Here is a 26,024-nt window from a genome sequence, read left to right on the forward strand (position 1 = left end):
CCGACGCGCGTCGAGGGTCCCCTTGCGCTCGGCGACCGGCTTCGTTCCGGCCTACCGGCCGGCGGCTTCCTCCTCGCCCGCAGAAGCGTCGGCGGGCACCGCCGCATCAGCCGGGTCTTTCAGGAACTTGAGCAGCGCCAAGCAGGCCGCGACGCCCACGACGCCTATGCCGACGAGCAGCACGATGGCCGCGCCCCAGCCCGACGTCTCGATGAGCGTGCCGATGGAGGCGTTGCCGAACCCGCCGATGGAACGCCCGAGCGCGATGACGCCGAACGTCGTGCCGATGTAGATGGGCGCCACGGCGGCCGACGGCGCGATGGGCCAGATGACGGCCGGCACGAGCTGCAGCACGATGCCAGTGACCACCATGACGGCCACGGTTGCCGACGGCGGCACGTTGAACGCGAGGACGGCGATGAGCGCCGTGAGCACCATGCTGGCCACGAGCAGCCAGATACGGCTCTTCAGCTTGACCACCTTGTTGAGCACGGGGGTCATGAGCACCACGCCCACGATCATGCCCACCGTGATGAGGCTCGAGTACAGGTTGGAGTCCTCGATGCTGTAGCCGAGCTCCTGCATGCAGTACGTGGGCGCGAACGTGGACACGGCGTACATGATGAACGCGAACATGGCGAAGATGAGCGCGAGCAGCCACGTCGAGGGCGATTTCATGCCCGCGACGAGCGATATCTTCGGAGCCTTCTCGGCCGCGTAGCCCGCAGGCGCCTTGACGAAGATCAGGTACAGCACGGCCGCGACCGCGAGCAGCGCGGTGGACACCCACCACACGTTCGTCCACGTGCCCGGATCGTCTGCCGAGATGAACAGGTTCGCCCCCGTGAAGATGGCGAGCATGCCGATGGGCACCCACCCGGACCAGATGGCCATGGGAGCGCCGCTCTTCTCAGGCGAGAACCACATGGAGATGAGCGCCGGCACGGCCACGCCGATGAGCGCGAAGCTCAGGCCCTCGACGAAGCGGCTCACCAGCAGAAGCTCGATGGTCGGCGAGAACGTGCCCAGCAGGCTTCCCACCGCCGCCGACAAGATGGCGAACAGGCCCACCTTCTTCGGGCCGAACTTGTCGGTCAAACCGCCCGAAGGCAACGCCAAAATCAATCCCGTGATCGTGGGCACCGTCATGAGCCAGCCGCCGAGCGCCGGGCCGATGCCCAGGTCGGCCATGAGCAGTCCCATGGTGGGCGGCACCTTGAACATGTTGATGGCGATGGCCACCGCAGCCAGAATGCCGACGAGCGTGACGACCCAGCCCGTCCCCGATGATTTCCTTGCATCCATAAGCCCCTCCTTCTCGTGTTCCCTGCGAAATCGCCCGGCGCCTCCGGAAGCGCGCGGTACGGGAAGGACTCTAGGAGCCCTGTCGGAAGGTGTAATCGGGAAAAAGCGCGTATTGAAGGCGCGCGAGCATCGGAAAAAACGTAGTAAGAGCCTGCCATCAGGGGAAAGGCAGCCTATTGGCACAAGGAGGAAGCGATGCGGGAGCCGTTCCTAGGACGCGAGCGAAACCAAACGGGCATCGTCCGCGTCCTGGGAACGAGGGAGCTAGGCGCGCTTAACCAGGAAGCACTGGTGGATCTTGGGGTTGCGCTCGAAGTCGTGGGGGATCGTGGACGCCGTGATGTCCTCGACGGCCACGCCGTACTTCGCCAGCGCCTCCACGTCGGGCTTGAACGTGCGCAGGTTGCACGAGAACACGGCCTCGCCGCCTTCCGTGAGCAGGCGCGTGACGCCGATGAGCAGCTCCACGTGGTCGCGCTGCACGTCCCAGGTGCGGCTGCCCATGGCCTTCGAGTTCGAGAACGTGGGCGGATCCACGAAGATCAGGTCGTAGCGCAGGGGCTTGCGGCGCGTTTCCGTGATCCACGTCATGACGTCGGCACGCTCGAAGACGTGCTCGGGGCCCGCGAAGCCGTTGTCGGCCATGTTCCGGCGCGCCCAATCGAGATAGGTCTGCGAGAGGTCCACCGTCGTGGTCTCCACCGCTCCCCCGCCGGCGGCGTGCACGGTGGCGGTGCCCGTGTAGGCGAACAGGTTGAGGAAGCGCTTGCCGGCGGCCTTCGCGCCCACGAGCTCGCGCGTGGTGCGGTGGTCCAGGAAGATGCCGGTGTCCAGGTAGCCCGACAGGTCCACTTCCAGAAGGTAGCCGTCCTCCAGCACCTGCGTCACGTAGCTGCGCCGCCCGGCGTCGCGGTACTGCGCGCCGCCCTTGTCGCGGCGGCGCGTCTTGGCGAACACGTGGTCGGGGCGCACGCCCAGCGCCACGGGGGCGAGCGCCAGCACGTCGTCGAAGCGGCGGCGGGCCTTCGCGGCATCCACCGACGAGGGCGGCGCGTACTCGGCGATGTGCAGGTACGTGTTGCCCTCGGCGTCGCCCGCGCCCGCGTACACGTCGATGGCCACGGCGTAGTCGGGCAGATCGGCGTCGTACACGCGGTAGCACGTGACGCCCTCGCGGCGCGCCCACTTGCGGCGCTCCTTGGCCACCTTGAACAGGCGGGACGAGAACTGCTCGGAGGCCGGCTCCAGCACCTCCACGCGATGCTCCGCGCCGCCGGAGGGGTCGGGCACCATGACCACGGCGGAGGCGGCGGGCGGCGCGTCGAACACGAGGGCCTCCACGGCCACGCGGTCGCGCCCGAGCTCCGTGCGCACGGCGGGCTCCGTGCCGAAGCGGTCCTCCACAGCCTCGCTGCCCGCCACGGCGAACGCGGAGCCTGCCGGAGCCGCCGTGGCGGCCGCCACGAACGAGGCGGCGTCGGCCTGCGCGCTCGCCTCCGAGGAGCGCTCGCGGGCCCCCAGTACGCTTGCCACGAGGCAGGAAGCGGCTTCGGCCCCGGCCCCTTGAGCCGTCGCGGCCGCGCTCACGCGCTCCACCAGAGCGGGAGCCTCCACGGCGCCGCCCGCCTCGATGCTCACGGCTTGGCGCAACCCCGCGCGCTTGGCGCGCCCGCGCGCCCGCGATATGGCCGGCGAGGAAGCCGATAGGCCGGCGAAGCGCACGACGTCGAGGTCGGGGCGCGCCGAAGCCGGGCCGTCCACGGCCCCCTGGGCCGCCACGGCGGCCAAACCGCGCTCGAAGCGCTCGTCCGCGTCGTCCAGCAGGTCGGCCCACGCGTCCTCGTCGAAGCCGGCCCAGCCGTGGAAGCCCCAGCAATCGCGCGCCAAGCCCGGGGCCAAGTCGCACGCAACCGCGGCCGCCTCCACCACCGCGGCCCCGTCGCCGCAGGCCGGGTCGACGAAAGCGGCCCCGTCCCGCGCCCGCGCACGCCAGTTCGCCAGCGCCAGCAGGCCGGCGGCGAGCGCGCACTCGAGCGGCGCCTCGGCGCCGTCGTCGGGGGCCAGGTAGGTGCGGTGGTACAGCGACGCGCCCGACAGGTCGAGCGACACGGTGGCGCGCTTCTCGCGCACGCGCACGTCGATGACGGCGTCGGGATCCTTCGCGTCCACGTCGGGGCGCGCGCCGCGTTTGTCGCGCAGGCGGTCGCACACCGCGTCCTTCACCTTGAGCGCGGTGAAGCGGGTGTTGCGCAGCTCCTCGTTCATGCCGTGGGCCGACACCGCGATGCTCGCGCCGGGCGCCACGACGTCCTCCCAAGGGAGGTCGAGCACGTCGTCGTAGAGCAGGTCGGCCAAGCGCGCGTCCGCGCGTCCCACCACCAGCATGATGCGCGAGGCCAGCCGCGACCACAGGCTCGCCTTGAGCGCGCCGCGCGCACCGCAGAAAAAGGCGACGCCCCCGCCAAGGGGGCGCACGCGCTTGATTCCCATCTGCTTCAGCTCGTCGGCCAACGGCCGCTCAAGCCCCGCCAAACAGCTGGCGAACAGTTCGAGGTTTTCCACTTCACATTCCTTCGTCCAACCGAACCGCACCCTCTGTTCCGTTTGATGACAAACGTAGGGGCTGGAGCGGCGAGGCTTCGAGGCGAGTTCCGCATGGTTGACAGTCCAGTGGACTGTCAACACACTTTCTTTTGCGCCCGAGCGGGCGCGCCTGAGAGCGGCTTCGCCGATCCCAGGCTGCGGGGCCTCCGTGCGAGCCCAGGACTGCCCGAGCAGCGAAGCCTCGCCGCCCCAGCCCCGGACAACGTGTTTAGTCTTCCAAATAATCTTTGAGCTTGCTGGAGCGGCTCGGGTGGCGCAGCTTCGCCAGCGTCTTGCTCTCGATCTGGCGGATGCGCTCGCGCGTGACGCCGAACTCGCGTCCGACCTCCTCGAGCGTGCGCGGGTGGCCGTCCTCCAAGCCGAAGCGCAGGCTGATGACCTTGCGCTCGCGCTCGGCCAGGCCGTCGAGCACCTTCGACAGCTGCTCCTGCAGCATGCTGAACGAGGCGGCGTCGGGCGGCACCACGGCGGCGTCGTCCTCGATGAAGTCTCCCAGCTGGGAGTCCTCCTCCTCGCCGATGGGCGTTTCCAGGCTCACGGGCTCCTGCGATATCTTCTGGATCTCGCGGACGCGCTCGGCGGGCAGGCCCATCTCCTTGCCGATCTCCTCGGGCGTGGGCTCGCGGCCGAGCTCCTGCAGAAGCTGGCGCTGGATGCGCACGAGCTTGTTGATGGTCTCCACCATGTGCACGGGAATACGGATGGTGCGGGCCTGGTCGGCGATGGCGCGCGTGATGGCCTGGCGGATCCACCACGTGGCGTACGTGGAGAACTTGAAGCCCTTCGTGTAGTCGAACTTCTCCACCGCGCGGATGAGGCCCAGGTTGCCTTCTTGGATAAGGTCGAGGAACAGCATGCCGCGGCCCACGTAGCGCTTGGCGATGGACACGACGAGGCGCAGGTTCGCCTCGATGAGCTGCTGCTTGGCGTCCAGGCCCACCTGCTCGATGCGGCCGAGGCGGCGCTTCTCGCGGCGGTCGAGCTCGACGCCCTCGTCCTCCGCGCGGTCCAGCTCCTCCATGGCGGCCATGCCGGCCTCTATCTTCATGGCCAGGTCGATCTCCTCCGCCGCGGTGAGCAGCGGGACCTTGCCGATCTCCTTCAGGTACATGCGCACGGGGTCGCCCGTGAGCATGGTCACGCCAGCGTCGGCGTTGCGCTTGCGCGTCGTGCGGGCCTTGCTCTTGGTCACCCTCGGCAGCTGCACGTCGACGGTCGCTTTCAGCTCCTCTTCGGGAATGCCCTCGAGCAGATCGGCGTCTTCGTCGACCAGGCCGGGATCCAGCTTGTCGTCATCGAGCGTATCGGCGGCGCCGACGTCGGGTTCGACGTCCAACGCGTCATCGTCATCCAGTATCTCTTCGGTATCGATCGGGGCTTTCGCAGCTTGCTCGGTATCAAGTTCCACAGCTTGGTTCTTAGAGGCTTGGGCCACGTGATCTTCCTTTCAAACAAGATGCGCTCGGGCGTGCGGAAGCATGCGCGCCGGGCGCAAAGATACAGCAGAGCACTATACCACAGAATCAAGCCCTTTGTCACGGGTGGATTTCTCCGCCGTCCCCGCCGAACACCATCTTCTCGAACGCGTCGATGGGAACCGGCGCGGAGAACACGTAGCCCTGCACCGCGTCGCAGTGTATCGAGCGCAGGATGTCGACCTGCGGGATGGTCTCGACGCCCTCGGCCACCGTGCCCATGTCGAGCTTTTTGGCCAGCTCCACCACCGACGACACCACGCTGCGGGCGCGCTCGTCGTCGCTGCTGAAGAACATGCGGTCGATCTTCAGGATGTCGACCGGGATGTCCTTGAGCACGTTGAGCGACGAGTATCCGCTGCCGAAGTCGTCCATGGAGCAGAGGAAGCCGCGCGCGTGGATGTCGTCGACCACGCGGCGCAGAAGCTCCAGGTTCTCGAACGCCACGCGCTCGGTCAGCTCCAGCTCCAACAGCCGGGGCGGGACGGCGTAGCGCTCGCGCACCTCTTCGAACGCGTCCAGGAAATCGGGTATCTGCAGGTGCAGCGGCGAAAGGTTCACCGACACCGGCAACGGCTCGAGACCCGCGTCCATCCATGCGCGCATGAGTCGGCACACCTGCTCGAACACGTTCAGATCCAGCTTGATCACGAAGCCGTTGCGCTCGAAGAACGGTATGAACTCGTCGGGCGGGATGAGGCCGCGATCCTCGCTGTCCCAACGCACGAGCGCCTCGGCGCCCACGGTCTCGCCCGTCTCGAGGCTCACCTTCGGCTGCAGGTACACCACGAACTCGCCGCTCTCGAGGGCGCCCTCCATGGCGTTTTCCATCTCCTTCTCGCGCAAAAGCCGCTCGTGCTCCGGATCGCTGTAGAACGTGCAGCGGAACAGCCGCCCGGACACGTCGCCGGCCCCCTTGCGCGCCGTGTTGGCGCGGTCGCGCACGGTGACGACGTCCTCGACCTCCTTCACCGCGTACGAGCCGCAGTTGAGCATGAGCAGGTAGGCCGACTTGCCCTCGCGATTGAACCCGTTCGCCTTGTCGGCAAGGCGCTCGAGCCATGCGGCCACGCGGTCGGGGTCCGTCTCGTCGAGCGCGATGTCGAACACGTCGGAGGAGATGCGCGCCACGCACTCGCCGTCCGCGAGCAGCGACGAGATGGCGTCGTGGATGTGCCTGAGTATGCGGTCGCCCTGCTCCTTGCCGAAGAAGTCGTTGATGAGCTTGAAGTTCCTCACGTCCACGGAAACGAACGAGAACGGCCTGCCCTTGGCGATCTTGGCCGTAACCTCCCGGTCGAAGCGGGCGGCCGTGTAGCCGCCGGTCACCGGATCCTCGTAGGCTATTCGCAGAATCTCGCGGTTCTTTTTGCCCGTCACCCACAAAAGCACGCCCCCGAACGCGGCGAACGCGAGCAGGGCGATCGCCGCCGTGGTGGCGGCCGAGAACGCGGTGTAGTCCGCCAAGGAGCTGGTGTACGCGTGGGGAGGAACGATGGACAGCAGGTACCAGCCGCCCTCCGCAAGCGGCGTGTAGTTCATCTCGCGCGCCTCGCCGTTCACGACGAAGCGCACGTGCCCGCTCTCGCCGGCGGCCATGCCCTGCTGGAAGTTCGCTAGGTCGCCTTCCTCGAACCGCCCTTGCGCGGCCAGGCTCTGAATCACGTTGTCGCCCTTCAAGAAAGCGTTCTCGTTGGAGGCATGCAGGATGAAGTCGCCGCCCGAGGAGACCACGTGCGAGAAACCGAGGCCGCCGGACGTGTCGGTGTTCAGCAGCATCCGCATCCGGTCGGGCGGCACCCATCCCACGACCGCCGCTGCCGCGGGGTCGCCGGAGGCGGCGGGCACCGCATAGAGCGCGCCTTTCTCGTCGTCGAACACGGGCACGAGCGTTTCGCTCACGCCCTTCTCGCCGGCCAGCGCATGGTCCACCACGGCAACGCCCGTCAGGCACCTGGGCTCGCGGCCCTCCACCGTGAGCACGCCGGCCGCGTCGATCGTCCCGACCCACGCGAAGGGGCCGTTCTCCACGAACGGCGCGATGGTCGCCGCGCGGTCGCCGTCTCCCCCGTCGCCGACGACGGCCAGCTCGTCGCCCAACAGCTCCAGCAACTCCAAGTTGTACGATACGCGCTGGTTCACCTTGAGCGACGTTTGCAGCGTCAGCTCGGAGAGGTAGCGCTCGGTCTCGTCGTTCGAAACAGCCTCGCCGCGCTGCATCGTGACGGCGCAAACGATGCCGGTGACCAACGCCAAAAGAGCCAAGGCGACGCCGAACAGCGCCAGATGGCTGCGGTTTCGGACGGTGCGTTCCATGAAATTCCCCTTCGCATCGGACTTGCGGCCCCCGCGCCCGCAAGATAAACGAATTATTCATTATCCGGTAAAATCCCCTCCGCAGGGAAGAATTCGACTTTCAACCGGACGAGGGCCGCAACGGAGCGATCGCGCGCGCCGCGCCGGAACGACCAGCGGCGAGGCGTGCTCGACCGCTCGGAATCGAAGCGCCCCTACCCTTCGGGCGGCAGGAAGCCGCGCAGGACGTCGTAGAGCTGCCGGGCGTCGAAGGGCTTCGGGATGAAGCCGTCCATGCCGGCGGCGGCCGCATCGTCGCGGTCTTCCTGGAACGTGTTCGCCGTCAGCGCCACGATGGGCACCGTGCGCGCGTCCGCTCGCTCGAGGGAGCGGATCGCGACGGCGGCCTCCAAACCGTCGAGCACGGGCATCTTCACGTCCATGAGCACGAAGTCGTAGAAACCTGGCTCGGCGTCCGCGAACAAATCCACGGCCTCGCGGCCGTTCGCGGCGCGATCGACCGAAACCCCCTCCATCTCCAAAAGCGTCGCGGCGATCTCGGCGTTCAGGTCGTTGTCCTCGGCCAGAAGGGCGCGCGTCCCGGCAAGCGAGCGCGGCTCGGCGGCGCCCGACGGGAGCGGCGCGTCGACGTCGGACGCGTCGCCGAGGGGAAGGTCCAAGGTGAAGTGGAATTCGGAGCCCAGGCCCACCTGGCTGCTCACCCTCAGCTCGCCGCCCATGAGGCGCACGAGGTTGCTGCTGATGGCCAGGCCCAGACCCGTTCCCTGGGCGTTGCGGTGGTTCTCGGCGGCCTGCTCGAACGAGTCGAAGATGCGCTGGTAGTCCTCGGGCCGGATGCCGGCGCCGTCGTCGGCCACGCCGAAGCGCAGCAGCACGCGACCGTCGACGCGCGCCACCTCCTCGATGCGCAGGGCGACCGTGCCACCCGCATCGGTGAACTTGAAGGCGTTGGACAACAGGTTCGCGAGCACCTGCTGAAGGCGCACGTCGTCGCCCACCACCACGTCGTCGGTCGTGCATTCCACCTTGAACGAGATGCCCTTCTCCTGGGCCTGGATGCAGAACATGCTCTCGAGGCGCGAGGCGAGCGAGCCCAGCCGCAGGGGCGCCACCTCGATGCTCATCTTGTCGTTCTGTATCTTGGACATGTCGAGGATGTCGTTCACCAGCGACAGGAGGAACTGCGCGGAGGTGTTGATCTTCTCGAGGTTGGAGCGGATGGCGGGCGTCGCCTCGCCCGACAGCGACGCCACATTGGACAGCCCGATGATGGCGTTCATGGGCGTGCGGATCTCATGGGACATGCGCGAGAGGAAGTCGGCCTTGGCCCTTCCCGTCTCCTCGGCTTTCTCCAGTTTGAGCTCCATCATGCGATTGCGCACCTTGGAGCCCGCCACGATGACGGCGATAGCGCCGACCAGCAGGAAGAACACCAGCGACAGCGCCACCACGAGCAGCGGGTTCTCCGAAACGAACGATTCCACCGTCACGCCGCGCCCGCCCAAAGCGACGGCGTTGCGGGACACCATGGTGTCGAGCTCCTCCTCGGTCAGGCTGTTCACGGCTTTGCTCAGCACCGAGTACAGCGACGAGTCCACCGGAAGCGGGAGCGCCAGGGAAAGCGTGGTTTCGGCATGGTCGGACGTGGCCGGGGCCACGTTTCCGTAGGAATGCTCGGTGAACAGGCACTCGGCGTACGAGGCGGGCATGCTGGTGACGTCGGCGCGCCCGGAGTTCACCGCGGCGAGGCACTCGGCGTACGAGGGGTAGCGGACCACGGTCGCGTCCTCTTCGTCCTCGCTCGGCGCGCGGCCCTCCAACAGGGCGACCACCGGACCGTCGCCCGCCTGGATGGACAGCTTGTTGCGGAACACCACCTCGTCGAGGGTCGCGTAGCCCTTCGTCAAGGCGAAGCCCTGCGAGGACGCCGTGCGCTCGTCGTCCATGTAGCACCCGACGATGTCCGCCTCTCCCGAAGCCACGAGGTCGAGCGCGGCTTGGTAGCTGTCGGCGTGCACGAGCCGAAACGACAGCCCCGTGCGCTCCGCCAGGCGGTCGAGCAGGTCCTTCGTTATGCCCTGGTACGAACCCTCGCGTTCGTAGTACAGGGGGTACTGGCCGGCGACCACCGCGACCCGCACCTCGCCGGCCTGCTCGACGAAGGCGCGGTCGGCTTCCGAGAACTCGATAGGGCCGTCGTACCTGTCGGGAAAGTGCCGGCTGTAGAGCTCGCGGGCGAAGCCGGGATCGGCGGCGTATATCTGCTTCATGGCCTCGTCGAGTTCGGGAAGCAGGTCGCTCCCCGTCGACACGGCCATGTAGTGCGGCTCGCCGTCGAACTCCGCAACCACCTTGCACCCGTCCTGCATGTCCAGGTCGCTTCCGAGCATCAGATCGGCCGTGCCGTCCTCCAGGCAGGTCGCGTACGAGGAGGGGTCGAGGCGCAGCACGGTGCAATCCAGGTCGTTGAACGCGAGGAAGTTCTCCAGGCGGCGGATCTTCTCCGTGGCGTTGCCGTTCACCCCGATGGACTTCCCGTTCAAGGTGCGCAGGTCGAACGAGGACAGGGACTCGTCGTCCATCGGGCATACGAGGATCGACCGGTTCGAGCCCATGCTGAACGTGGAGTAGTCCAGCCGATCCTCGAGCTGCTCGCGGCGGAACATGCCGCCGGCGAGGTCGGCGTCGCCCGCCACCACCCACTCGACCACCGAGTCGACGTCGCCTTCCACGAACTCGTAGCGCCACCCCGTGTACTTGGCTATCTCCACGAGCCAGTCGTAGAACACGCCGCTGCGCACGCCCTTCTCGTCGACCGTGCTGAAACCCTCCGCCTGCGGAAAGGCGACGCGCACGAGGCGGCCGCCCTCGACATCGCCCGCCGCGGCGGCCGGACCGTCGCCTCCGTCCGAACTCGGCGCGGCGGCCGAGCCGTCGCCGGAATGCGGGGCCGCTTCTTCGAGGGCGAACGCGGCGGACACGGTGCAGACGGATAGCGCCACGGCGAGCGCGACGCATGCGAGACGAGCAAACCGCTTCACCTCGTACCCTCCCCTTTCGACCTTCCAACGTGCATCCAAGAAGCGTTCAGGATACCATGGGTTGACGCAACGGCCCCTGAGCCGATGGTATTATATAGCCGAACAATCGCCAGCGTCGCGTCTTCGGCGCCGGAGAGGAGCCCCGTCATGAGCGACCGCCGTTTCCGTTTCCCCCGCGCGCTCGCATGCGCCCTTTCGACCGCGCTCGCGATCTGCTGCCTTCCCGCCTCGGCGCTCGCGTGGACCGACGACGGCGACTCCGTGCTCGAGCGCGGCGCGGCCGAGCTGGGACTTCCCGACGATCTGCACCCGAGCATCGAGGCTTACCATGCGGCGCTCATGGACGAGGACGGAACCCTGTGGTTCGGGCGGGCGGCCGGCGAGCGCGCCCAGATAGCCTCGCTCACGAAGATCATGACGGCCATCGTGGCCTCCGAGCACCTGGACGCCGAGGCGCCCGTGACCGTCACGCCGGAGGCGGCGGGCGTGGGCGAGTCGAGCGCCGGGCTTCTGGCCGGCGACGAGATGACGTTCGACGACGCGCTCAAGGCCGTGCTCACCGCCTCCGGCAACGACGCCGCCAGCGCCGTCGCCCAGGCGGCGGGCGCCGTCATGCTGGGGCAGCAGGGGCGAGCCGGCGACGCCTACGCCTGCGAGGCGGCGTTCGTCGAGGCCATGAACGCCAAGGCCGCCGAGCTCGGCATGGCCGGCACGCATTTCGCGAACCCCCACGGCTTGGACTTCGACGCGTACGACCAAGGGCAGTACAGCTGCGCCCGAGACGTTGCCGTCATGCTGAGGCACGCCATGGGGATCGACCTCGTGCGCGCGAACATCGGGTACGAGCGCGTGGGCATCGCAGTCCTTCGGGGCGGCGCGCCCGTGACCGTTGAGCTGGCGAACACGGACACGATGATCGAGGGCTATGCCGGGACGTGCGCCGCCAAGACCGGCTACACGCTGGCCGCCGGGCCCTGCGTGGCCACGGCCGTGAACCGGGGCGACGGGCACGAGTACTACGCCGTCGTGCTGGCATCGTCGTCCAAGCCGCAGCGCTTCGCCGACTCCGAGGCGCTCTACGACTGGATCTACGCCTGCCGCGACGAGGTGCGGGCCGTCGCGAACCCCGAACCCGCAAGCCCGCCCGAGCCCGAGACCGCGACCTTCCAGCTGCTGAACGCCCCCCGCTCCGTGCGCGCGACGATAGGCGGCACGGAGGCGGCATGGCCCGTGGTGGCCGAGGTGGCGCACGCCGACTGGACGAACCGCACCGTGGCCGCAACGGTTGCGGGGCGCGAGCCGATGGTGACGCTGCCGAAGGAGGGCGGGCGCCTCGAGCAGGAGGCGTCGTTCCTCGACGTGACGGGCGACGTGGCGCCCGGGGACGTGGTGGGGCGCCTGGCGTTTCGCCGCGACGGAGCCGTCGTGTGGGAGGCCGATCTCGTGGCCGCCGAAAGCGTGCCGGCGCCGGCTTGGTGGGAGGCGCTCGGCATCGGCGCGCAGCGGTTCTTCGGCGGCCTGTTCGGCATGCCGGCCGCCGCCGAGAGCGAGCTTTCGAACCTCGGGGCCCGCGAGGTGTCCTAGCGCGGCGCCCGATCCCGACCGGTCACAGCAGGTCGTCCGGATCCACGTCTACGGCGACGTTGACGTCGCGCTCCGGCTTGCGGGCGCGGAAGAAGGGCAGCAGCACGCCCGACAGGTCGCCCTCGAGCGGGCACTTCACCACCAGGTGCCAGCGGTACGTGCCGCGCAGCTTCGCCAGCACGCACGGCGTGGCCGGCAGCACGTCCCACCCCTCGCCCGCAAAGTCGCGAACATGGGCCGCCACGCCCTCGTAGAGCGCCGCCGCCGAGCGGCGCACCGCCTCTTCCTCTTTGCCCCACACCAGCACGTTGGCCATGCGCACGTAGGGCGGGTACCGCAGCATCTTGCGCTTGGGCAGCTCGTCGCGCAGGAAGAGCGCGCGGTCGTAGGCGGCCGCGGCGCGGATGGGGGCGGCGTCGGCCTCGTAGGTCTGCACGAGCACGCGCCCGGGCAGCGCGGCCCGCCCCGCGCGGCCGGCCACCTGCTCCACGAGCGCGAACGTGCGCTCGGAGGCACGGTAGTCGGGCAGCCGCAGCATGGTGTCGGCGTTGATGACGCCCACGAGGGTCACGTCCTCGAAGTCCAGCCCCTTGGCGATCATTTGCGTGCCCAACAGCACGGCGGCGTCGGCGGCGGCGAACTCCTCCAGCAGGCGCTGGTGGGCGCCCTTGCCGCTCGTGGTGTCCGCGTCCATGCGCACGATGGGGACCTCCGGCCCCACGCCCGGCGTCGCGTCCAGCAGCACGCGCAGGTCGGCCTCCACGCGCTGCGTGCCGGCGCCGAACTTCTTCAAGTAGGGGCTGCCGCATTCGGGGCACACGGGCGGAGCCGCGATGCGGTGGCCGCAATGGTGGCAGACGAGGAAGTTCCCCCGCTCGTGGAACGTGAGCGACGTGGAGCACGACGGGCATTCCGGCACGAACCCGCACTCGCGGCACAGCAGGAACTTCGCGAACCCGCGCTGGTTCAGCAACAGCACCGCCTTGCGCCCGGCCGAGAGCTCCTCGGCGAGCGCGCGGGAGAGCGCGCCCGAGAACATGGAGCGCGATCCGCCGCCGAACTCCACGGCCATGTCCACCACCTGCACGGCGGGCAGCGGGCGGCCGTTGGCGCGCTCGGGAAGCTCCACATGGTGCCAGAGCGGGTCTTTCGCGCAGGCGTACAGCGCCTCGATCGAAGGCGTGGCCGAGCCCAGCACCACGGCGGCGCCGGCGCGGCGCGCCATCCACACGGCCACGTCGCGCGCATGGTAGCGCGGCGCGCTGTCCTGCTTGTAGGAACCCTCGTGCTCCTCGTCGATGACGATGAGGCCCACGTTCGCCAGCGGCGTGAACAGCGCGCTGCGGGCCCCCACCACCACGCGCGCGGTGCCCGAGCGGATGAAGTCCCACTGGTCGTAGCGCTCGCCCGCGCTCATGCGCGAGTGCATGACGGCCACCGTGTCGCCGAAGCGCCCGCGGAAGCGCCCCACCGTCTGCGGCGTGAGCGATATCTCGGGCACGAGCACGCACGCCGTGCGCCCTGCGGCGAGCGCGGCCTCAATGGCCTGCAGGTACACCTCGGTCTTGCCCGACCCGGTGACGCCGTCCACGAGCACCACCTCGCCTACCCCGCGCTCCCGCGCCGCGTCGATGGCCGCGAGCGCCGAGGCCTGCCCTTGCGTGAGCGGCGGCTTCGGCGAGGGGGTGAAGCCGCCCGCAGGCTGGTCGCCCACAGGTTGATCACCCGCAGGTTGAACGGACACCGCAGGTTCGCCCAGTGAGTCAGCGAGGGTTTCCCCGGCGCCCGATATCGTGGGGATGGCGGGGGCGAAGCGTACTTCGGTACGCAAGTCCCCGGCATCGCCGCAAGATCGGGCGCCGGGGGAAGCCGCAGCGTCGGCCGATCCGCCGCTCAGCAGAACGGCGGAACCACAGGCGAAGCGTACCTCGGTACGCGAGCCTCCGGCATCGCCGCGAGATCGGGTGCCACAGACGGCCGCAGCGTCGGCCGGTTCCGGCGGCCTGCAGGCCGCCGGAACCTGAAAGCCCCGCATGCGGCGACGATGCTCGGTGCGCACGACCCCCTGCTTCTCGAGCGTCTTGAGCGGAGACGACACCGCGCCGAACTCGGCCGTCAGCTCGGCGACGCGTAGCTCACCGCCGCGCAAGGCCTCCACGATGGAAGCTTGTTTGACGGCGTTCTTGCGCGGCTCGAAGCCGGCGAACGCGGGGCCGGGCAGCACCCAGCGATCATCCACCTCGCCCACCGTCGGCTCCTCCAAGCGCCAATAGCCCTCGCGCGCGCGCACCATGCGCGGCACGCCGCCGGGCGGCGTGAACAGCCGCACGCATGACGAGAGCGGCGCCAGGTAGCGTTCGGAGAGCCACTGCGCGCAGGCCGCTCCCTCCTCGTCGAAGTAGGCGTGGCTCACGGCGCGCACGATCGGCTTGACCTTGGAGGGGTCGAGCCCGGCGGGGGCCGAGCCCTCGTCGCAGTCCTCTACGGCCACGACGAAACCCACGGCCTGCCGATGCCCGAACGGCACGAGCACGGCGCAACCCACCTCCACGTCGAAGCCCTCCGCTTCGACGGGCGCGTCTGGCACGGCATAGGTGTAGGGCGCGTCGAGCGCCTGCGTCGGTATGTCCAGAATGACGGATGCGAATTTCATAAAGAACAGTATACGTGTTTCATCTTGATCGCCACCAGCTTCCAACCGCGAATACGGAATCGCCGAACCCAAACCGAACAACAACGCCCCAAAAGAAGGACGACGCTACACTGCCGCCGCTATCGCTTCCGCCACGAATCGGTTGAGGGACTCGTCTTTCTCCGCTGCTTTAAGGGCGGCGCGTTCGTGCAGGTTCGCACCGATACGAACATTGAACGTACCCTTAAACGGCTTTTCCGGATCCTTTCCCTTCTCGACACAAAAAGCGATATAGTCGTCGACCGCCTCGTGAAACGAAGACACGATCTCTTGAGCGTTTTCGCCTTCGAAGTAAATTTTGTCGCGAATGCCCAAAACCGTTCCGTACAGATAACCGCCCTCAGCCTCGAAGGATACTGGTGCGGTATAGCCTTTGTACGTCAGAGCGCGTCCCACGTTCATCCCCTTCCTGCTTCTCTGAGAAACGATGTCAATTCCCGCACGACTGCCGCTCGCAATTCGTCTCCTGGATGGGGTATATGCATTAACATCATGCGGCCATCGTCCTCCCGGTAAAATCGCACGCGAGAACCCGATGTTTTGCCTTTTTCGTCAAGGTCAAACCCGTACCACGCCATAACACGCACGGCATCATCGAACCGAAACGTTCGAGGACAGGCCATCAATTGGCGAGCAAGCTTTTCAACCCTCGTCATGATGGTCCTCGCTTTGCAACTGTATTATAGTTGCAATATGAGCGCTCATCAAGCCCTCGGCCCATCAACATTAGCCGAAGACGCCCTCCGATCTTCCGATGCGGTAAAGCCTTTCGCGCCGCGCTCGAGCTCGCGCGTATCGCCCACCACGCGGCGCTCGAGTTTCTTCACATCCTCTTCGGGCGGCAGCTCCTCCGGCTTGATGCCGCGCTGGCCGAGGATGCTCCTCACGCCGAGGTTGTTCTGCACGTGCTCGTCGGCGATGGGCGGCTCGCCCTGCAGGTCCTTCCTCACCACGTTGTGGCTCGTTATCTCGGTGGCAAGCTTCTTGGCCGCAAGGGTGACGGACGGCAAGTGGTCGGCCAGCGGCTTCGACTTCCTCACCCCCAATCGTTTCTTCATGTCGGCTGTCGAATGACCGCCGAACAGCGCAGCGTCTCCTTTGGAACGGATGCGGGCAAACCCTGCGCCGTCCACGCCGCGCTCGTAGGCAATACGCGAGAATTCCTTTTCGGTCTCGCTCAGACGATCCCGAAGCGCGAGGCGGTTCAGTTCCGCCATGCGCTCTTCGATAAGCTCTTGCTTGCGCGTCTGCAAGGCGAAGTAGCTTTGGGCGAAGGCGATCTCCTCCTTCCGTGGATCGCCGTTCTGCGCGATGAGGTAGCAGGCGTAGCGCGTGAGCTGGTAATCCCTGACTTCGCGCTTGGCCCCTTTGCCTGCGTCGATCATTTTGCTGACGCTAGCAAAATGATGTTCACCTGCAGTTTTGCTGCTTTCTGCCGATATCATCGCCTTTTTCACCGCGGCCTCGAAGTTGCGCCATTGCGCATACCCCAGAAACCCCATGATATCGCGCGCGTACCAATACTCCACGCCGCTCCCCTCGTCGACGTGGGCCAGATCGTCCAGCGTCATCTTGCGCTCCTCGATGTCGAACCGCTCCATGCGAGTCCTCCCATCCGCCCCTTGCGCGCACGCGACCACGGTCGCGCGATCGCGACGTGCGGGGCATGCTCCGTTTTCTCAGAGGATCTTGCGGACATGGTATGGGCAACGCGGAGACCGCCGCCATCTATGGGCATCCCGAGACGCCGCCTAGCGGGCGGCAGACGGAACGCATCCGCACTGGCTCTTTTCGTTAGAACTCACTATACCATAAAACGAACGTATGTTCCATATATAATAGAAAATATTCGAATCGATACGCTGCATTGCCATCCTGCGGGCGAAGGCCGCAGGCCGTCCCCTGTCATCCCGAGCGGAGACCGCGAGGCCGGAGTCGAAGGATCTTCGGCGGTAGGAGGCTTGCCGTTGCCGAAGATCCTTCGACTCCGCACCTCCAGCGCTCCGCTCAGAACGACAACAGAAAACGCCTTGCTACTCTGGCTAAGATGACAATAGGGGCGCTTCGGCGCTCTACCCACGACGAGCAGAGCGAACCTCCCCCAGCCGGAAGGACGACAAAAAAACCGCCCGCTGCATGATCGCAGCGGGCGGCTCGGTTCGTTCCTCTTCTATTCCCCTACGCCAGCCCGCACGCGCGGCGCAGCTCGTCGGCCTTGTCGGTGCGCTCCCAGGTGAACTCGGGCAGCTCGCGGCCGAAGTGGCCGTAGGCGGCCGTCTTGCGGTAGATGGGGCGGCGCAGGTCGAGCTGGTCGATGATGGCGCCGGGGCGCAGGTCGAACACCTCGCCCACCGCGCGCTCGATGACGGCCTCGTCGACCTTGGCCGTGCCGAACGTGTCGATCATCACCGACACGGGGCGCGCCATGCCGATGGCGTAGGCCAGCTGGATCTCGCAGCGCTCGGCCAGGCCGGCGGCCACCACGTTCTTCGCCACCCAGCGCGCGGCGTAGGCGCCCGAGCGGTCCACCTTCGTGCAGTCCTTGCCGGAGAACGCGCCGCCGCCGTGGCGGCCCATGCCGCCGTAGGAGTCCACGATGATCTTGCGACCGGTGAGGCCCGCGTCGCCCATGGGCCCGCCGATGACGAAGCGCCCGGTGGGGTTCACGTGGATCTCGGCGTCGTCGGATAGCGCCACGCCCTCGGCCTCCAGCACGGGCTTCACCACCTGCTCCACGATGTCGGCGTGCAGCTCGTCGTGCCCCGCGCTCTCGGCGTGCTGCGTGGACACGACCACCTTCTCCACGCAAGTCGGGCGGCCGTCCACGTAGCGCACGGACACCTGCGTCTTGCCGTCGGGGCGCAAATACGGCAGCGTGCCGTCCTTGCGCACGGCGGCCAGGCGCTCGGCCATGCGGTGCGCCAGGTAGATGGGCAGGGGCATGAGCGTGGGCGTCTCGTCGCAGGCGTAGCCGAACATCATGCCCTGGTCGCCCGCGCCGATGCGCTCGTAGGGGTCGTCGCCGGCCAGGCCGTGCTGGGCCTCCCAGCTCTCGTCGACGCCCTGCGCGATGTCCGGGCTCTGCTCGTGGATGGCGTTCAGCACGCCGCACGTGTCGCAGTCGAAGCCGAACTTGGCGCGGTTGTAGCCGATGTCCGCGAGCACCTCGCGCACGATGCCGGGCACGTCGACGTAGGCCTGCGTGCGTATCTCGCCCGTGACCATGACCATGCCCGTGGTGGCCACCGTCTCGCAGGCGCAGCGCACCTGGGCGGGATCGGCCGGGCAGCCGTTGGGCGCCACGTAGCCCGCCGCGGCGAGCTCGATCTCCTTGGCCAGGATGGCGTCGAGCACCGCGTCGGATATCTGGTCGCACACCTTGTCGGGGTGACCTTCGGTGACGGACTCGGATGTGAACAGGTAGGTAGAACGATCTTCGGCCATGAGCTCCTCCTTCATCGTTGTAGGCCGGACCACCTTGGCGTATCCGCCAGGTTGGTGTCGGGATCACAGAGCCAACTCTCTCCCCCGACTCTTGATAAAGCAGAGAACCGCGCAAACGTCCGGAATCCCCGCGTAACCTTGCCGATGGTACCTTGAAAGCACGGCGCGCGCAATAGGGAGATTGCCATGCGCGCGCAACCTACGGGAACGGCGCCGCGCGCACGCGGAAACGGCGACGGAGAGCCACGGCAGGGCCCCTCCCGATGAGGAGTGTCGCCCGAAAGCCGCGGTTTTCCGGGAAAAAACGCGGCTTTCGGGCGACACTCCTCCCGCTCGGCACCGCAGCGCGGGAGCAAGGTTGCCCGCCGTCGCCGTTCGTGTGGCGATACGGCAACCTCGACGGCGGGCGCGCGGCGGGCGTGGTACACTTTCTGGTCGAAAAGCATCCCCGCTTCGACCTGCGCAGAGCGCCGAAAAGCGGGGCGTCCCGAAAGGATCGCCATGCCAACCAACGCCGACTACACGCGCGAGTACTTCGACATCATGGAGTCCCTCGGAGGGGACGTCGAAGGCCGCCGCGCCGCCTACGACTACATGCAGGACTCCACCGCCATCGTGCATCACAAGGTGGTGGCCTGCTCGTTCGTCCCGCGCCTGTTCAACGCCGAAACCTACCGCACCATGAAGGAGACGGCCGAAACCGCGCACCGCATCCTCGTCAAGGTCATCGCGCGCTATCTGGAAGACCCCTCCTACCGCCGCGCGTTCGACTTCGACCCGCGCCTCGAGGAGCTCATCCTGCTGCCGCGCGGCTACGACTCGCTGCTGCCCTTCGCGCGCGTGGACACGTTCTTGGACGAGGACGACTACCGCATGAAGTTCTGCGAGTTCAACGGCGACGGGTCGTCGGGCATGAACGAGAACCGCGAGATCACCCACTCCATCGAGAACACGGCCACGTTCAAGGAGTTCGCAAGCCGCCACCGCGTGCAGGGCTGCGAGCTGTTCGAGTCGTGGGTGCGCACGTTCATGGACATCTACGCCACGTACGAGCGCCGGGTGGAGAACCCGCGCATCGCCATCTGCGACTACCTGGAAAACGGCGTGGTGGACGAGTTCCGCATCTACGCCGACCTGTTCAAGCGCGCCGGCGCCGACTGCGTCGTGGCCGACGTGCGCGACCTGCGCTTCGACGGCGAGGTCCTGCGCGACGCGGAGGGCGGCCGCGTCGACGCGATTTGGAGGCGCTGCGTGACCAACGACGTCATCGACCACTGGGACGAGTCCCAGCAGCTCATCGACGCCGTGCGCGCCGAGAAGGTGGCGCTCATCGGCAGCTTCGCCGGGCATATCGTGCACGACAAGCAGCTGTTCAACGTGCTGTTCGACGAGCGCACGACCGCGTTTTTGGATGCGGACGAGATATCGTTCATCGAAGAGACCGTGCCCCTAACCGCCTTCTTGGACGACGAGCACGTGAACCTGCCGCAGATCCGCGAGAACCGCTGCGAGTGGATCATCAAGCCCACCGACCACTACGGCGCCGACGAGGTGTACGCCGGCGAGGCGGTGACGCAGGAGGAATGGGAGCGCCTCATCGACCGCTTCGCGAACGGGCGCGCCGGCTACCCGTTCATCGTGCAGCGCTACATCCGCCCCTTCAAAACCGAGACGCTGCCGCCCGACGCGGGCATCGACCAGCTGCCGGACGGCGAGGTGCCGCGCGAGCCCAAGCTGTACAACAACCTGAACGGCCTTTACCTGTACGACGGCGAGATCATGGGCGTGTTCAGCCGCCTGGGGCCCTTGCCCACCATCTCCAAGGACATGCAGGGCATGACCGCCGCGACCATCTGGGTGGATAGGGACTGACGAACGCGTGACGCACGGCACGGCACGGGGCACGCGCCCGGAAGGCGACCGCATCGCCTTCCGGGACTTTCACGATGGGGGAACAGATGAAACTCATGGATCGCGTCGCGGCCGCAGTGGCTGCGGCCGCGCTGGCGGTGACGCTTGTGGCGGCGGGCCTGGCCGCGTGCTGCCTGCCGCAGACGACGCAGGTGCTGGCCGAGGCCTTCTCGGGCACCGAGGACACGGCCACGCCGTTCTCGCACGCGCAGCTCGTGCGCGCCGCCGTGGCCACGCGCGACTACACCGTGGGCTCGCACGACCGCGCGGCCGTCATGGACGTGGTGGCCGCCGTCAACCGCGACGCGGACACGGCTTTCGCGGACGCGGACGAGGCGGCGCTCGAGACGGCGCCCGACGTGTACACGCTCGACGCCGAGGCGCTCTCCCACTTGGACGACGTGTACGGCGTGGTGTCCACCTCGTTCGTCGCGCTGGGGGTCATCGCGCTTGTGGCGCTGGCGGGCTGCGTGTTCCTGGGCGCCCGTTGCGGGCGCCGTGCGCTGGGCGGGGTGCTCGCGCTGGCGGGAGCCGCGGTCATCGTCGTGTTCGCGCTGCTGGCCGCCTGGGTGGTCGTGGACTTCAACGGCTTCTTCGCCGCCTTCCACTCTTTGTTCTTCGCGGACGGCTCGTGGACGTTCTCGTACGACTCGCTGCTCATCACCATGTACCCGCCCGCATTTTGGATGGGAATGGGCGCCGTGTGGCTTGCGGTGACGGGCGTGTTGTCTATACTGGCATTCATTGTTGGCGGGTTTCTGAGGCGGTCTGGGCGGGAACATTCCGTGCCCAAACGGTCTTGAGCTCGCGCAAACAGCCCTCTGGGCTGTTTGGCTCGTGCGGAATCTGCGCGCGGAATGTTCCCGCCCAGACCGCTTGCGCGAACGTCGTTGTCGATATTCAACCTGGAGGATCATCGCAGCTATGACTGAAGAGAATGATGTGAAGAAGAAAGTACGCGTCCGCTTCGCCCCCTCGCCCACCGGGCGCCTGCATGTGGGCGGGGCCCGCACGGCCATCTACAACTGGGCGTTCGCCCGCGCGATGGGCGGCGACTTCATCCTGCGCATCGAGGACACCGACCCCGAGCGCTCCACCGAGGAGAACGTGGCTGTCATCCTCAACGCCATGAAGTGGCTGGGGCTGGACTGGGACGAGGGCCCCGAGGTGGGGGGAGCTGCCGGCCCCTACTTCCAGACGCAGCGCACGGACACCTACGCCCAGGCGCTCGAGCTCATGAAGGAGCGCGGCAGCGTGTACCCCTGCTTCTGCACGAAGGACGAGCTGGACGCCAAGCGCGCCAAGGCCGAGGCGGAAGAGGGCGGCTACGCGGGCTACGACCGCACGTGCCGCGACCTCGACCCGGCCGAGGCCGCCGCGCGCATCGAGGCCGGCGAGCCGCACGTGTGGCGCCTGCGCGTGCCCGAGAACCGCGGCGCCATCGAGTTCGACGACGCCGTGTACGGCCACGTGAGCTTCCCGGCCGAGGTGATGGACGACATGATCGTCGTGCGCACCGACGGATCGCCCACTTACAACTTCGCCGTGGTGTGCGACGACGCGAACATGGGCGTCACGCACGTCATCCGCGGCGACGACCACCTGTCCAACACGCCGCGCCAGATCCTCATCTACGAGGCGCTCGGCTTCGACGTGCCCACCTTCGCGCACCTGTCCATGATCCTGGGCCCGGACGGCAAGAAGCTGTCGAAACGCCACGGCGCAGCCTCGGTGGAGGAGTTCTGCGAGCGCGGCTACCTGCCCGACGCCATGGTGAACTTCCTGGCGCTTCTGGGCTGGTCGCTCGACGGCGAGACCACCATCATCGACCGCGAGACGCTGTGCGAGAACTTCAGCCTCGAGCGCGTGACGAAGAAGGACGCCGTGTTCGACGAGACGAAGCTCGACTGGATGAACGGGCAGTACATCAAGGACATGGGGCCGAACGCATGGGTTCGCTCGTCGCTTCTGTGGCTCGCGCAGGCGAACATCCTGGGCAGCGCCGTGGCCGCCGGCACGCCCATCGACCCCGAGGCGCGCGAGGCCGCTTTCGACGGCGCGGCCATCGAGTCCGCGTTGGCCGACGTGCAGGAGCGCGCGGTGTGGTACTGCGACCTGTACCCGCTCGTGTCCGAGCGCCTGACGCGCCTGGACGAGATCGCGGACAAGCTGGCCTTCATGTTCTGGGGCAAGAACGTGCAGCTGGACGAGAAGAGCGTGAACAAGGTGCTGAAGAAGGAGGGCGCGCGCGCCGACGAGGCGCTGGCCGCCTGCCGCGGCGTGTTGGCCGACGAGGGCGTGGCCTGGGAGGCGGAGGCTTTGCAGGAGGCGTGCCGCGCCGAGGGCGAGCGCCTGGAGATCAAGCCGAAGCTGCTGTTCCAGCCCTTGCGCGTGGCCGTGTGCGGCAACATGGTGTCGCCGCCGCTGTTCGAGAGCATCGAGCTGCTGCCCCGCGAGGACGTGCTCGCGCGCATCGACCAGGTGACGAGCGAGGTGTTCGGTGGCTGACAAGGCCGAAGACACCAGGGCTCCCGGCGACCCCGCAGGGGCGGGCTGCTGCTCGCCCGACGCCGCGCCGGCGGCGGCCGAAGATCCTTCGACTCCGCTTCGCTCCGCTCAGGATGACAACGAGGGCGCTTCGCCTTCCGACGCGGTGACCGCGGGCGCCGCCGCGATTGCCGCCGACGCGTCCGGGGCGCCCTCGTCCGCTGCCGCCGACGCGGCTGCGGACGCCCCGGAGCGCCCGCAGCGCATCGTGGTGCTGCGAGACTTCTGCATGCGCGCGCACGGCGCCGACTGCGAGCGGTGCGCGCTGGCCTGCCCCCATGGGGCCATCTCGTTCTCCGATGACGGCGTCCCGGTCATCGACCCCGACGCCTGCTCGCGCTGCGATATCTGCCTGGGCGTATGCGACGCGTTCTCGTCGACGCGCGTCACGATGGCCGACTTGCACGCCCGCATCCGCCGCATCGCCCTGCGCGGCGAGACCGTGGTGCTCACCTGCAAGGAGAACGTGTTCCCCGGCTTGGAGCCGGCGGCGAACGTCGTGGTGCTGCCGTGCCTGGCATGCCTGTCGCCCGAGTTCTGGACGCTCGTGCTGGCCGAGAACATCGACGTGGAGATCGCAGCCGACCTGACCTATTGCGCCGACTGCGAGCGCGCCGGCGACATGGGCGAGCTTCTGTACTCCCACGCCGTGGAGACCGCCGAGGCGTGGAGCGGGCGCCCCGTGGGCTTCACCGACGTCATTCCCGAGAAGGAGAACCTGGTCAAGGACTTGGCGAACCCGGTAGGCGTCGATCGGCGCAGCGCGTTCGCGAACCTGGTGGGCGACGTGGGCGACATCGCCTCCGGCAAGCGCCGCCTGCGCAACTCCGAGGTGCTGCAGGAGTTCTACGAGCGGCGCGAGCGCTCCCGGGCGCTGGCGCGCCTGAACCTGGGCAACGGCACCGAGTTCAACGACTTCGTGCCCGAGGGACGCACGAAGAAGACCATGTGGCCGAAGCGGCAGATGCTGCTGGAGGCGCTCGACCGCGATCCGGGCATCGCCGAGCGCGTGCCGCTCGTGGTGTCCGAAACCGACTGCGAACGCTGCACGAACGCGCTGGCCTGCGCTGCGGTCTGTCCCACGGGCGCGCGCCGCCCCGACCCGGCCGACGGGACGCTCGCCTACGACGCGCGCTACTGCATCGGCTGCGGCCTGTGCGCGAACGCGTGCCCGGAAGGTGCCGTCGACCTGGTGGAAGTCACGGCGGAAGCGCTGCTGGGAACAGGGGGCGGCGAAGCGGAGGCGTAGCGCGAGGCCGCCGCGCTACGAGCCGGCCAGCGCCGGCAAGTCGCGCTCTTCGGCGAAGAACGCCCGCCGCGCATGCGCGCCTGTAGTCTCTGTGCGGTCGAAAAGCGGCGGCGAGCGGCTGTGGTAAGATGGGGTCGACCGCTACAGGCAAGGAGCCTTCCATGACCGATTCCGAGCATCAGAACCCCGGCGACGCGCCCGCGCCCCAGCCCGACGGATCGTCCGAACCCGCCGTGCCGCCACCCCCGCCCTCCCCTTACGAGCAGCCTCCGCTGCCCGGCTCCGAGCCCCCTGCGCCCTACGGCGCGCCCTACCCGCCTCATCAGCCGCCCTACGGGCAAGCCTGTCCGCCCCAGCCCGCGCAGCCGCCCTACGGGCAGCCGGTCTACCCGGCCCAGCAGCCCCCGCAACCCTACCAGCAGCAAAACCCCTACGCGCAAACGGGCCAAGCCCCGACGGGCCAACAGCCGCCGTATCCGCCCTACGGCGCAGGACCGCAACCGCCCGTTCCGCCCTACCCGGCGCAGCCGTACCCCGCGACCCCCCAGCAACCGGAAAAGAAGAAGGCGTGGCCCTGGGTTCTTTCCGGATGCCTGCTCCTCATCCTTTTGCTGGGCATCGGCGGTTGCGTGAGCTGCACCGCCTGCACCGTCATATCCGACGTCGCGAACGACCGGTACGGATACGGCAACCGGTACGACTACCCGTACGGCTACGACTACGGCGATTCCTCCGACAGCGGAACGATCGGCCTGTTCACGCTCTCCGACATCGAGGAGGCGTTCGATGGCGACCCGGGCAAGGTCGAGGACGGACGCTGCACGCCGGGCGTGTTCGAAGTCGGCAAGGACATCGAACCGGGCCGCTATTACTTCGAAGGCAGCCAAGACCAGGAAGCGAACTTCTACGTGTTCGACGGCGAAGGCGACGGCTCGTACAGCCTCGGCGAGGCGGTCGTGTACTTCGGCAACTACTTCGCCGATTTGGAAGAAGGCGATGTCGTCGCGTTCGACGCAGCCGACGACCTGCGCTTCTACCCGCTGTCCCAAGCCGACTTCAAGCCGGCCGGCCCCCCGTACGCCAGCGGCTTGTACCGCGTGGGCACGGACATCCCCGCCGGCACGTACGCCGTGACGGTCAACGCCGCCGCAGCCGACGCAGCGGCGCAGGATTGCGCGGCATTCGTCATGAAGGACCTCGACTTCGACGACGACTCCATCACCGACACGAAGTACGTGGCGCACGGCGGATCGCAAACCGTCACGGTGAAGGACGGCGACTATCTGGAGCTGTACGGCACGACGGCCGCTCCCGCAGCGGAGGAGAGCGCCTCGTAGCGCGAGCCCAACCGACTCTCGAGCGCCGCCGTCCGTCGGGGGCGCTCGCCTCGTGAAACCACCTCGCGCCCGCGCCCGGCCGCAGGCGCCGCACTCCGGAAAGGAACGGACATGCTCCCCGACAACCCCACCCTCGAGCAGATCGAAGCCGTGTTCGCCAACGACCGGTTCGCCACCCAGGCGGCCGGCTGCCGCATCGTGTCGGGCGAGCGCGGGCGCGCCGTGTGCGAGATGGAGCTCGCCGACGTCCACCGCAACGCCATGGAGAACGTCATGGGCGGGGCCATCTTCACGCTGGCCGACTTCGCGCTGGCCATATGCTGCAACATCGGCGAGGAGCCCACGGTGTCGGTCGACTCGAACATCAGCTTCTTCCGCACCACGAAGGGCACGAAGCTCACCGCCACGGCCGTGTGCGACAAGCCGGGCCGCCATCTGGGTTTCTACACCGTCACCGTCGTGGACGACCTGGGCCGCGGCATCGCGAAGATGACGGCCACCTGCTACCGTTAGGCGCTC

At 67.9% G+C, this 26,024-nt stretch carries 17 protein-coding genes and 1 riboswitch; of the genes, 7 read left to right on the forward strand and 10 right to left on the reverse strand.

All coding sequences use genetic code 11. The features are described 5' to 3' along the window. Positions 1 to 51: 51 nt before the first annotated feature. The 5 genes from HCH03_RS08355 to HCH03_RS08375 form a co-directional block, all read right to left on the reverse strand. Positions 52 to 1,305 (reverse strand): MFS transporter, encoded by a 1,254-nt coding sequence (locus tag HCH03_RS08355; RefSeq protein WP_221689131.1) that lies wholly within the window; start codon positions 1,303 to 1,305, stop codon positions 52 to 54. Between the two features lie 264 nt (positions 1,306 to 1,569). Then, positions 1,570 to 3,867, reverse strand: coding sequence for a bifunctional 23S rRNA (guanine(2069)-N(7))-methyltransferase RlmK/23S rRNA (guanine(2445)-N(2))-methyltransferase RlmL (gene rlmKL / locus HCH03_RS08360; protein ID WP_368042434.1), 2,298 nt, complete (start codon positions 3,865 to 3,867; stop codon positions 1,570 to 1,572). A gap of 250 nt (positions 3,868 to 4,117) precedes the next feature. Continuing rightward, positions 4,118 to 5,344 carry an RNA polymerase sigma factor RpoD gene (rpoD, locus tag HCH03_RS08365; RefSeq protein ID WP_080142777.1) on the reverse strand — a complete coding sequence of 409 codons (1,227 nt, stop codon included), beginning with the start codon at positions 5,342 to 5,344 and terminating at the stop codon, positions 4,118 to 4,120. A 100-nt stretch (positions 5,345 to 5,444) separates the two neighbouring features. Then, a complete protein-coding gene (locus tag HCH03_RS08370) occupies positions 5,445 to 7,700 on the reverse strand; it encodes a bifunctional diguanylate cyclase/phosphodiesterase (RefSeq protein ID WP_221689133.1) in 2,256 nt (751 codons plus the stop codon). A 194-nt stretch (positions 7,701 to 7,894) separates the two neighbouring features. Continuing rightward, entirely contained in the window at positions 7,895 to 10,741 is a 2,847-nt protein-coding gene (locus HCH03_RS08375) for an ATP-binding protein (RefSeq protein WP_368042435.1), read from the reverse strand. Positions 10,742 to 10,888: 147 nt separating this feature from the next. On the opposite strand from HCH03_RS08375, the gene HCH03_RS08380 reads away from it, so the two are divergent. After that, positions 10,889 to 12,325: a D-alanyl-D-alanine carboxypeptidase family protein gene (locus HCH03_RS08380; protein ID WP_221689134.1), complete on the forward strand. Its 1,437-nt coding sequence runs from the start codon at positions 10,889 to 10,891 to the stop codon at positions 12,323 to 12,325. 22 nt (positions 12,326 to 12,347) lie between these two features. On the opposite strand, the gene priA is transcribed toward HCH03_RS08380, so the two are convergent. The 5 genes from priA to metK form a co-directional block, all read right to left on the reverse strand. Next, entirely contained in the window at positions 12,348 to 14,978 is a 2,631-nt protein-coding gene (gene priA, locus HCH03_RS08385; protein WP_221689135.1) for a replication restart helicase PriA, read from the reverse strand. A 105-nt stretch (positions 14,979 to 15,083) separates the two neighbouring features. Then, positions 15,084 to 15,413, reverse strand: a complete 330-nt coding sequence (locus HCH03_RS08390) for a type II toxin-antitoxin system HicB family antitoxin (protein WP_221689136.1) — start codon at positions 15,411 to 15,413, stop codon at positions 15,084 to 15,086. A 2-nt stretch (positions 15,414 to 15,415) separates the two neighbouring features. Continuing rightward, a complete protein-coding gene (locus HCH03_RS16805; protein WP_221689137.1) occupies positions 15,416 to 15,673 on the reverse strand; it encodes a type II toxin-antitoxin system HicA family toxin in 258 nt (85 codons plus the stop codon). 48 nt (positions 15,674 to 15,721) lie between these two features. After that, positions 15,722 to 16,618, reverse strand: a complete 897-nt coding sequence (dinD, locus tag HCH03_RS08400) for a DNA damage-inducible protein D (RefSeq protein ID WP_221689138.1) — start codon at positions 16,616 to 16,618, stop codon at positions 15,722 to 15,724. A 577-nt stretch (positions 16,619 to 17,195) separates the two neighbouring features. Next, positions 17,196 to 18,461 carry a methionine adenosyltransferase gene (gene metK, locus HCH03_RS08405; protein ID WP_221689139.1) on the reverse strand — a complete coding sequence of 422 codons (1,266 nt, stop codon included), beginning with the start codon at positions 18,459 to 18,461 and terminating at the stop codon, positions 17,196 to 17,198. 8 nt (positions 18,462 to 18,469) lie between these two features. Next, positions 18,470 to 18,562, reverse strand: a riboswitch (SAM riboswitch). 400 nt (positions 18,563 to 18,962) lie between these two features. On the opposite strand from metK, the gene HCH03_RS08410 reads away from it, so the two are divergent. From HCH03_RS08410 to HCH03_RS08435, 6 genes are all read left to right on the forward strand, one after another. Further along, positions 18,963 to 20,333 (forward strand): carboxylate--amine ligase, encoded by a 1,371-nt coding sequence (locus HCH03_RS08410; RefSeq protein ID WP_221689140.1) that lies wholly within the window; start codon positions 18,963 to 18,965, stop codon positions 20,331 to 20,333. Between the two features lie 86 nt (positions 20,334 to 20,419). Continuing rightward, complete coding sequence (locus HCH03_RS08415; protein ID WP_221689141.1) at positions 20,420 to 21,175, forward strand: lipoprotein intramolecular transacylase Lit; 756 nt, start codon at positions 20,420 to 20,422, stop codon at positions 21,173 to 21,175. Positions 21,176 to 21,296: 121 nt separating this feature from the next. Continuing rightward, entirely contained in the window at positions 21,297 to 22,880 is a 1,584-nt protein-coding gene (gltX, locus tag HCH03_RS08420; RefSeq protein WP_221689142.1) for a glutamate--tRNA ligase, read from the forward strand. Further along, complete coding sequence (locus HCH03_RS08425; RefSeq protein ID WP_368042436.1) at positions 22,873 to 24,168, forward strand: 4Fe-4S dicluster domain-containing protein; 1,296 nt, start codon at positions 22,873 to 22,875, stop codon at positions 24,166 to 24,168. The genes gltX and HCH03_RS08425 overlap by 8 nt, the downstream gene beginning before the upstream one ends. A 161-nt stretch (positions 24,169 to 24,329) precedes the next feature. Next, positions 24,330 to 25,505, forward strand: coding sequence for a hypothetical protein (locus HCH03_RS08430; RefSeq protein WP_221689143.1), 1,176 nt, complete (start codon positions 24,330 to 24,332; stop codon positions 25,503 to 25,505). Positions 25,506 to 25,616: 111 nt separating this feature from the next. Continuing rightward, entirely contained in the window at positions 25,617 to 26,018 is a 402-nt protein-coding gene (locus tag HCH03_RS08435; protein ID WP_221689144.1) for a PaaI family thioesterase, read from the forward strand. Positions 26,019 to 26,024 lie beyond the last annotated feature (6 nt).

It is taken from the genome of Gordonibacter massiliensis (ex Traore et al. 2017) (assembly GCF_019731765.1).
Taxonomy (GTDB): domain Bacteria; phylum Actinomycetota; class Coriobacteriia; order Coriobacteriales; family Eggerthellaceae; genus Gordonibacter; species Gordonibacter massiliensis.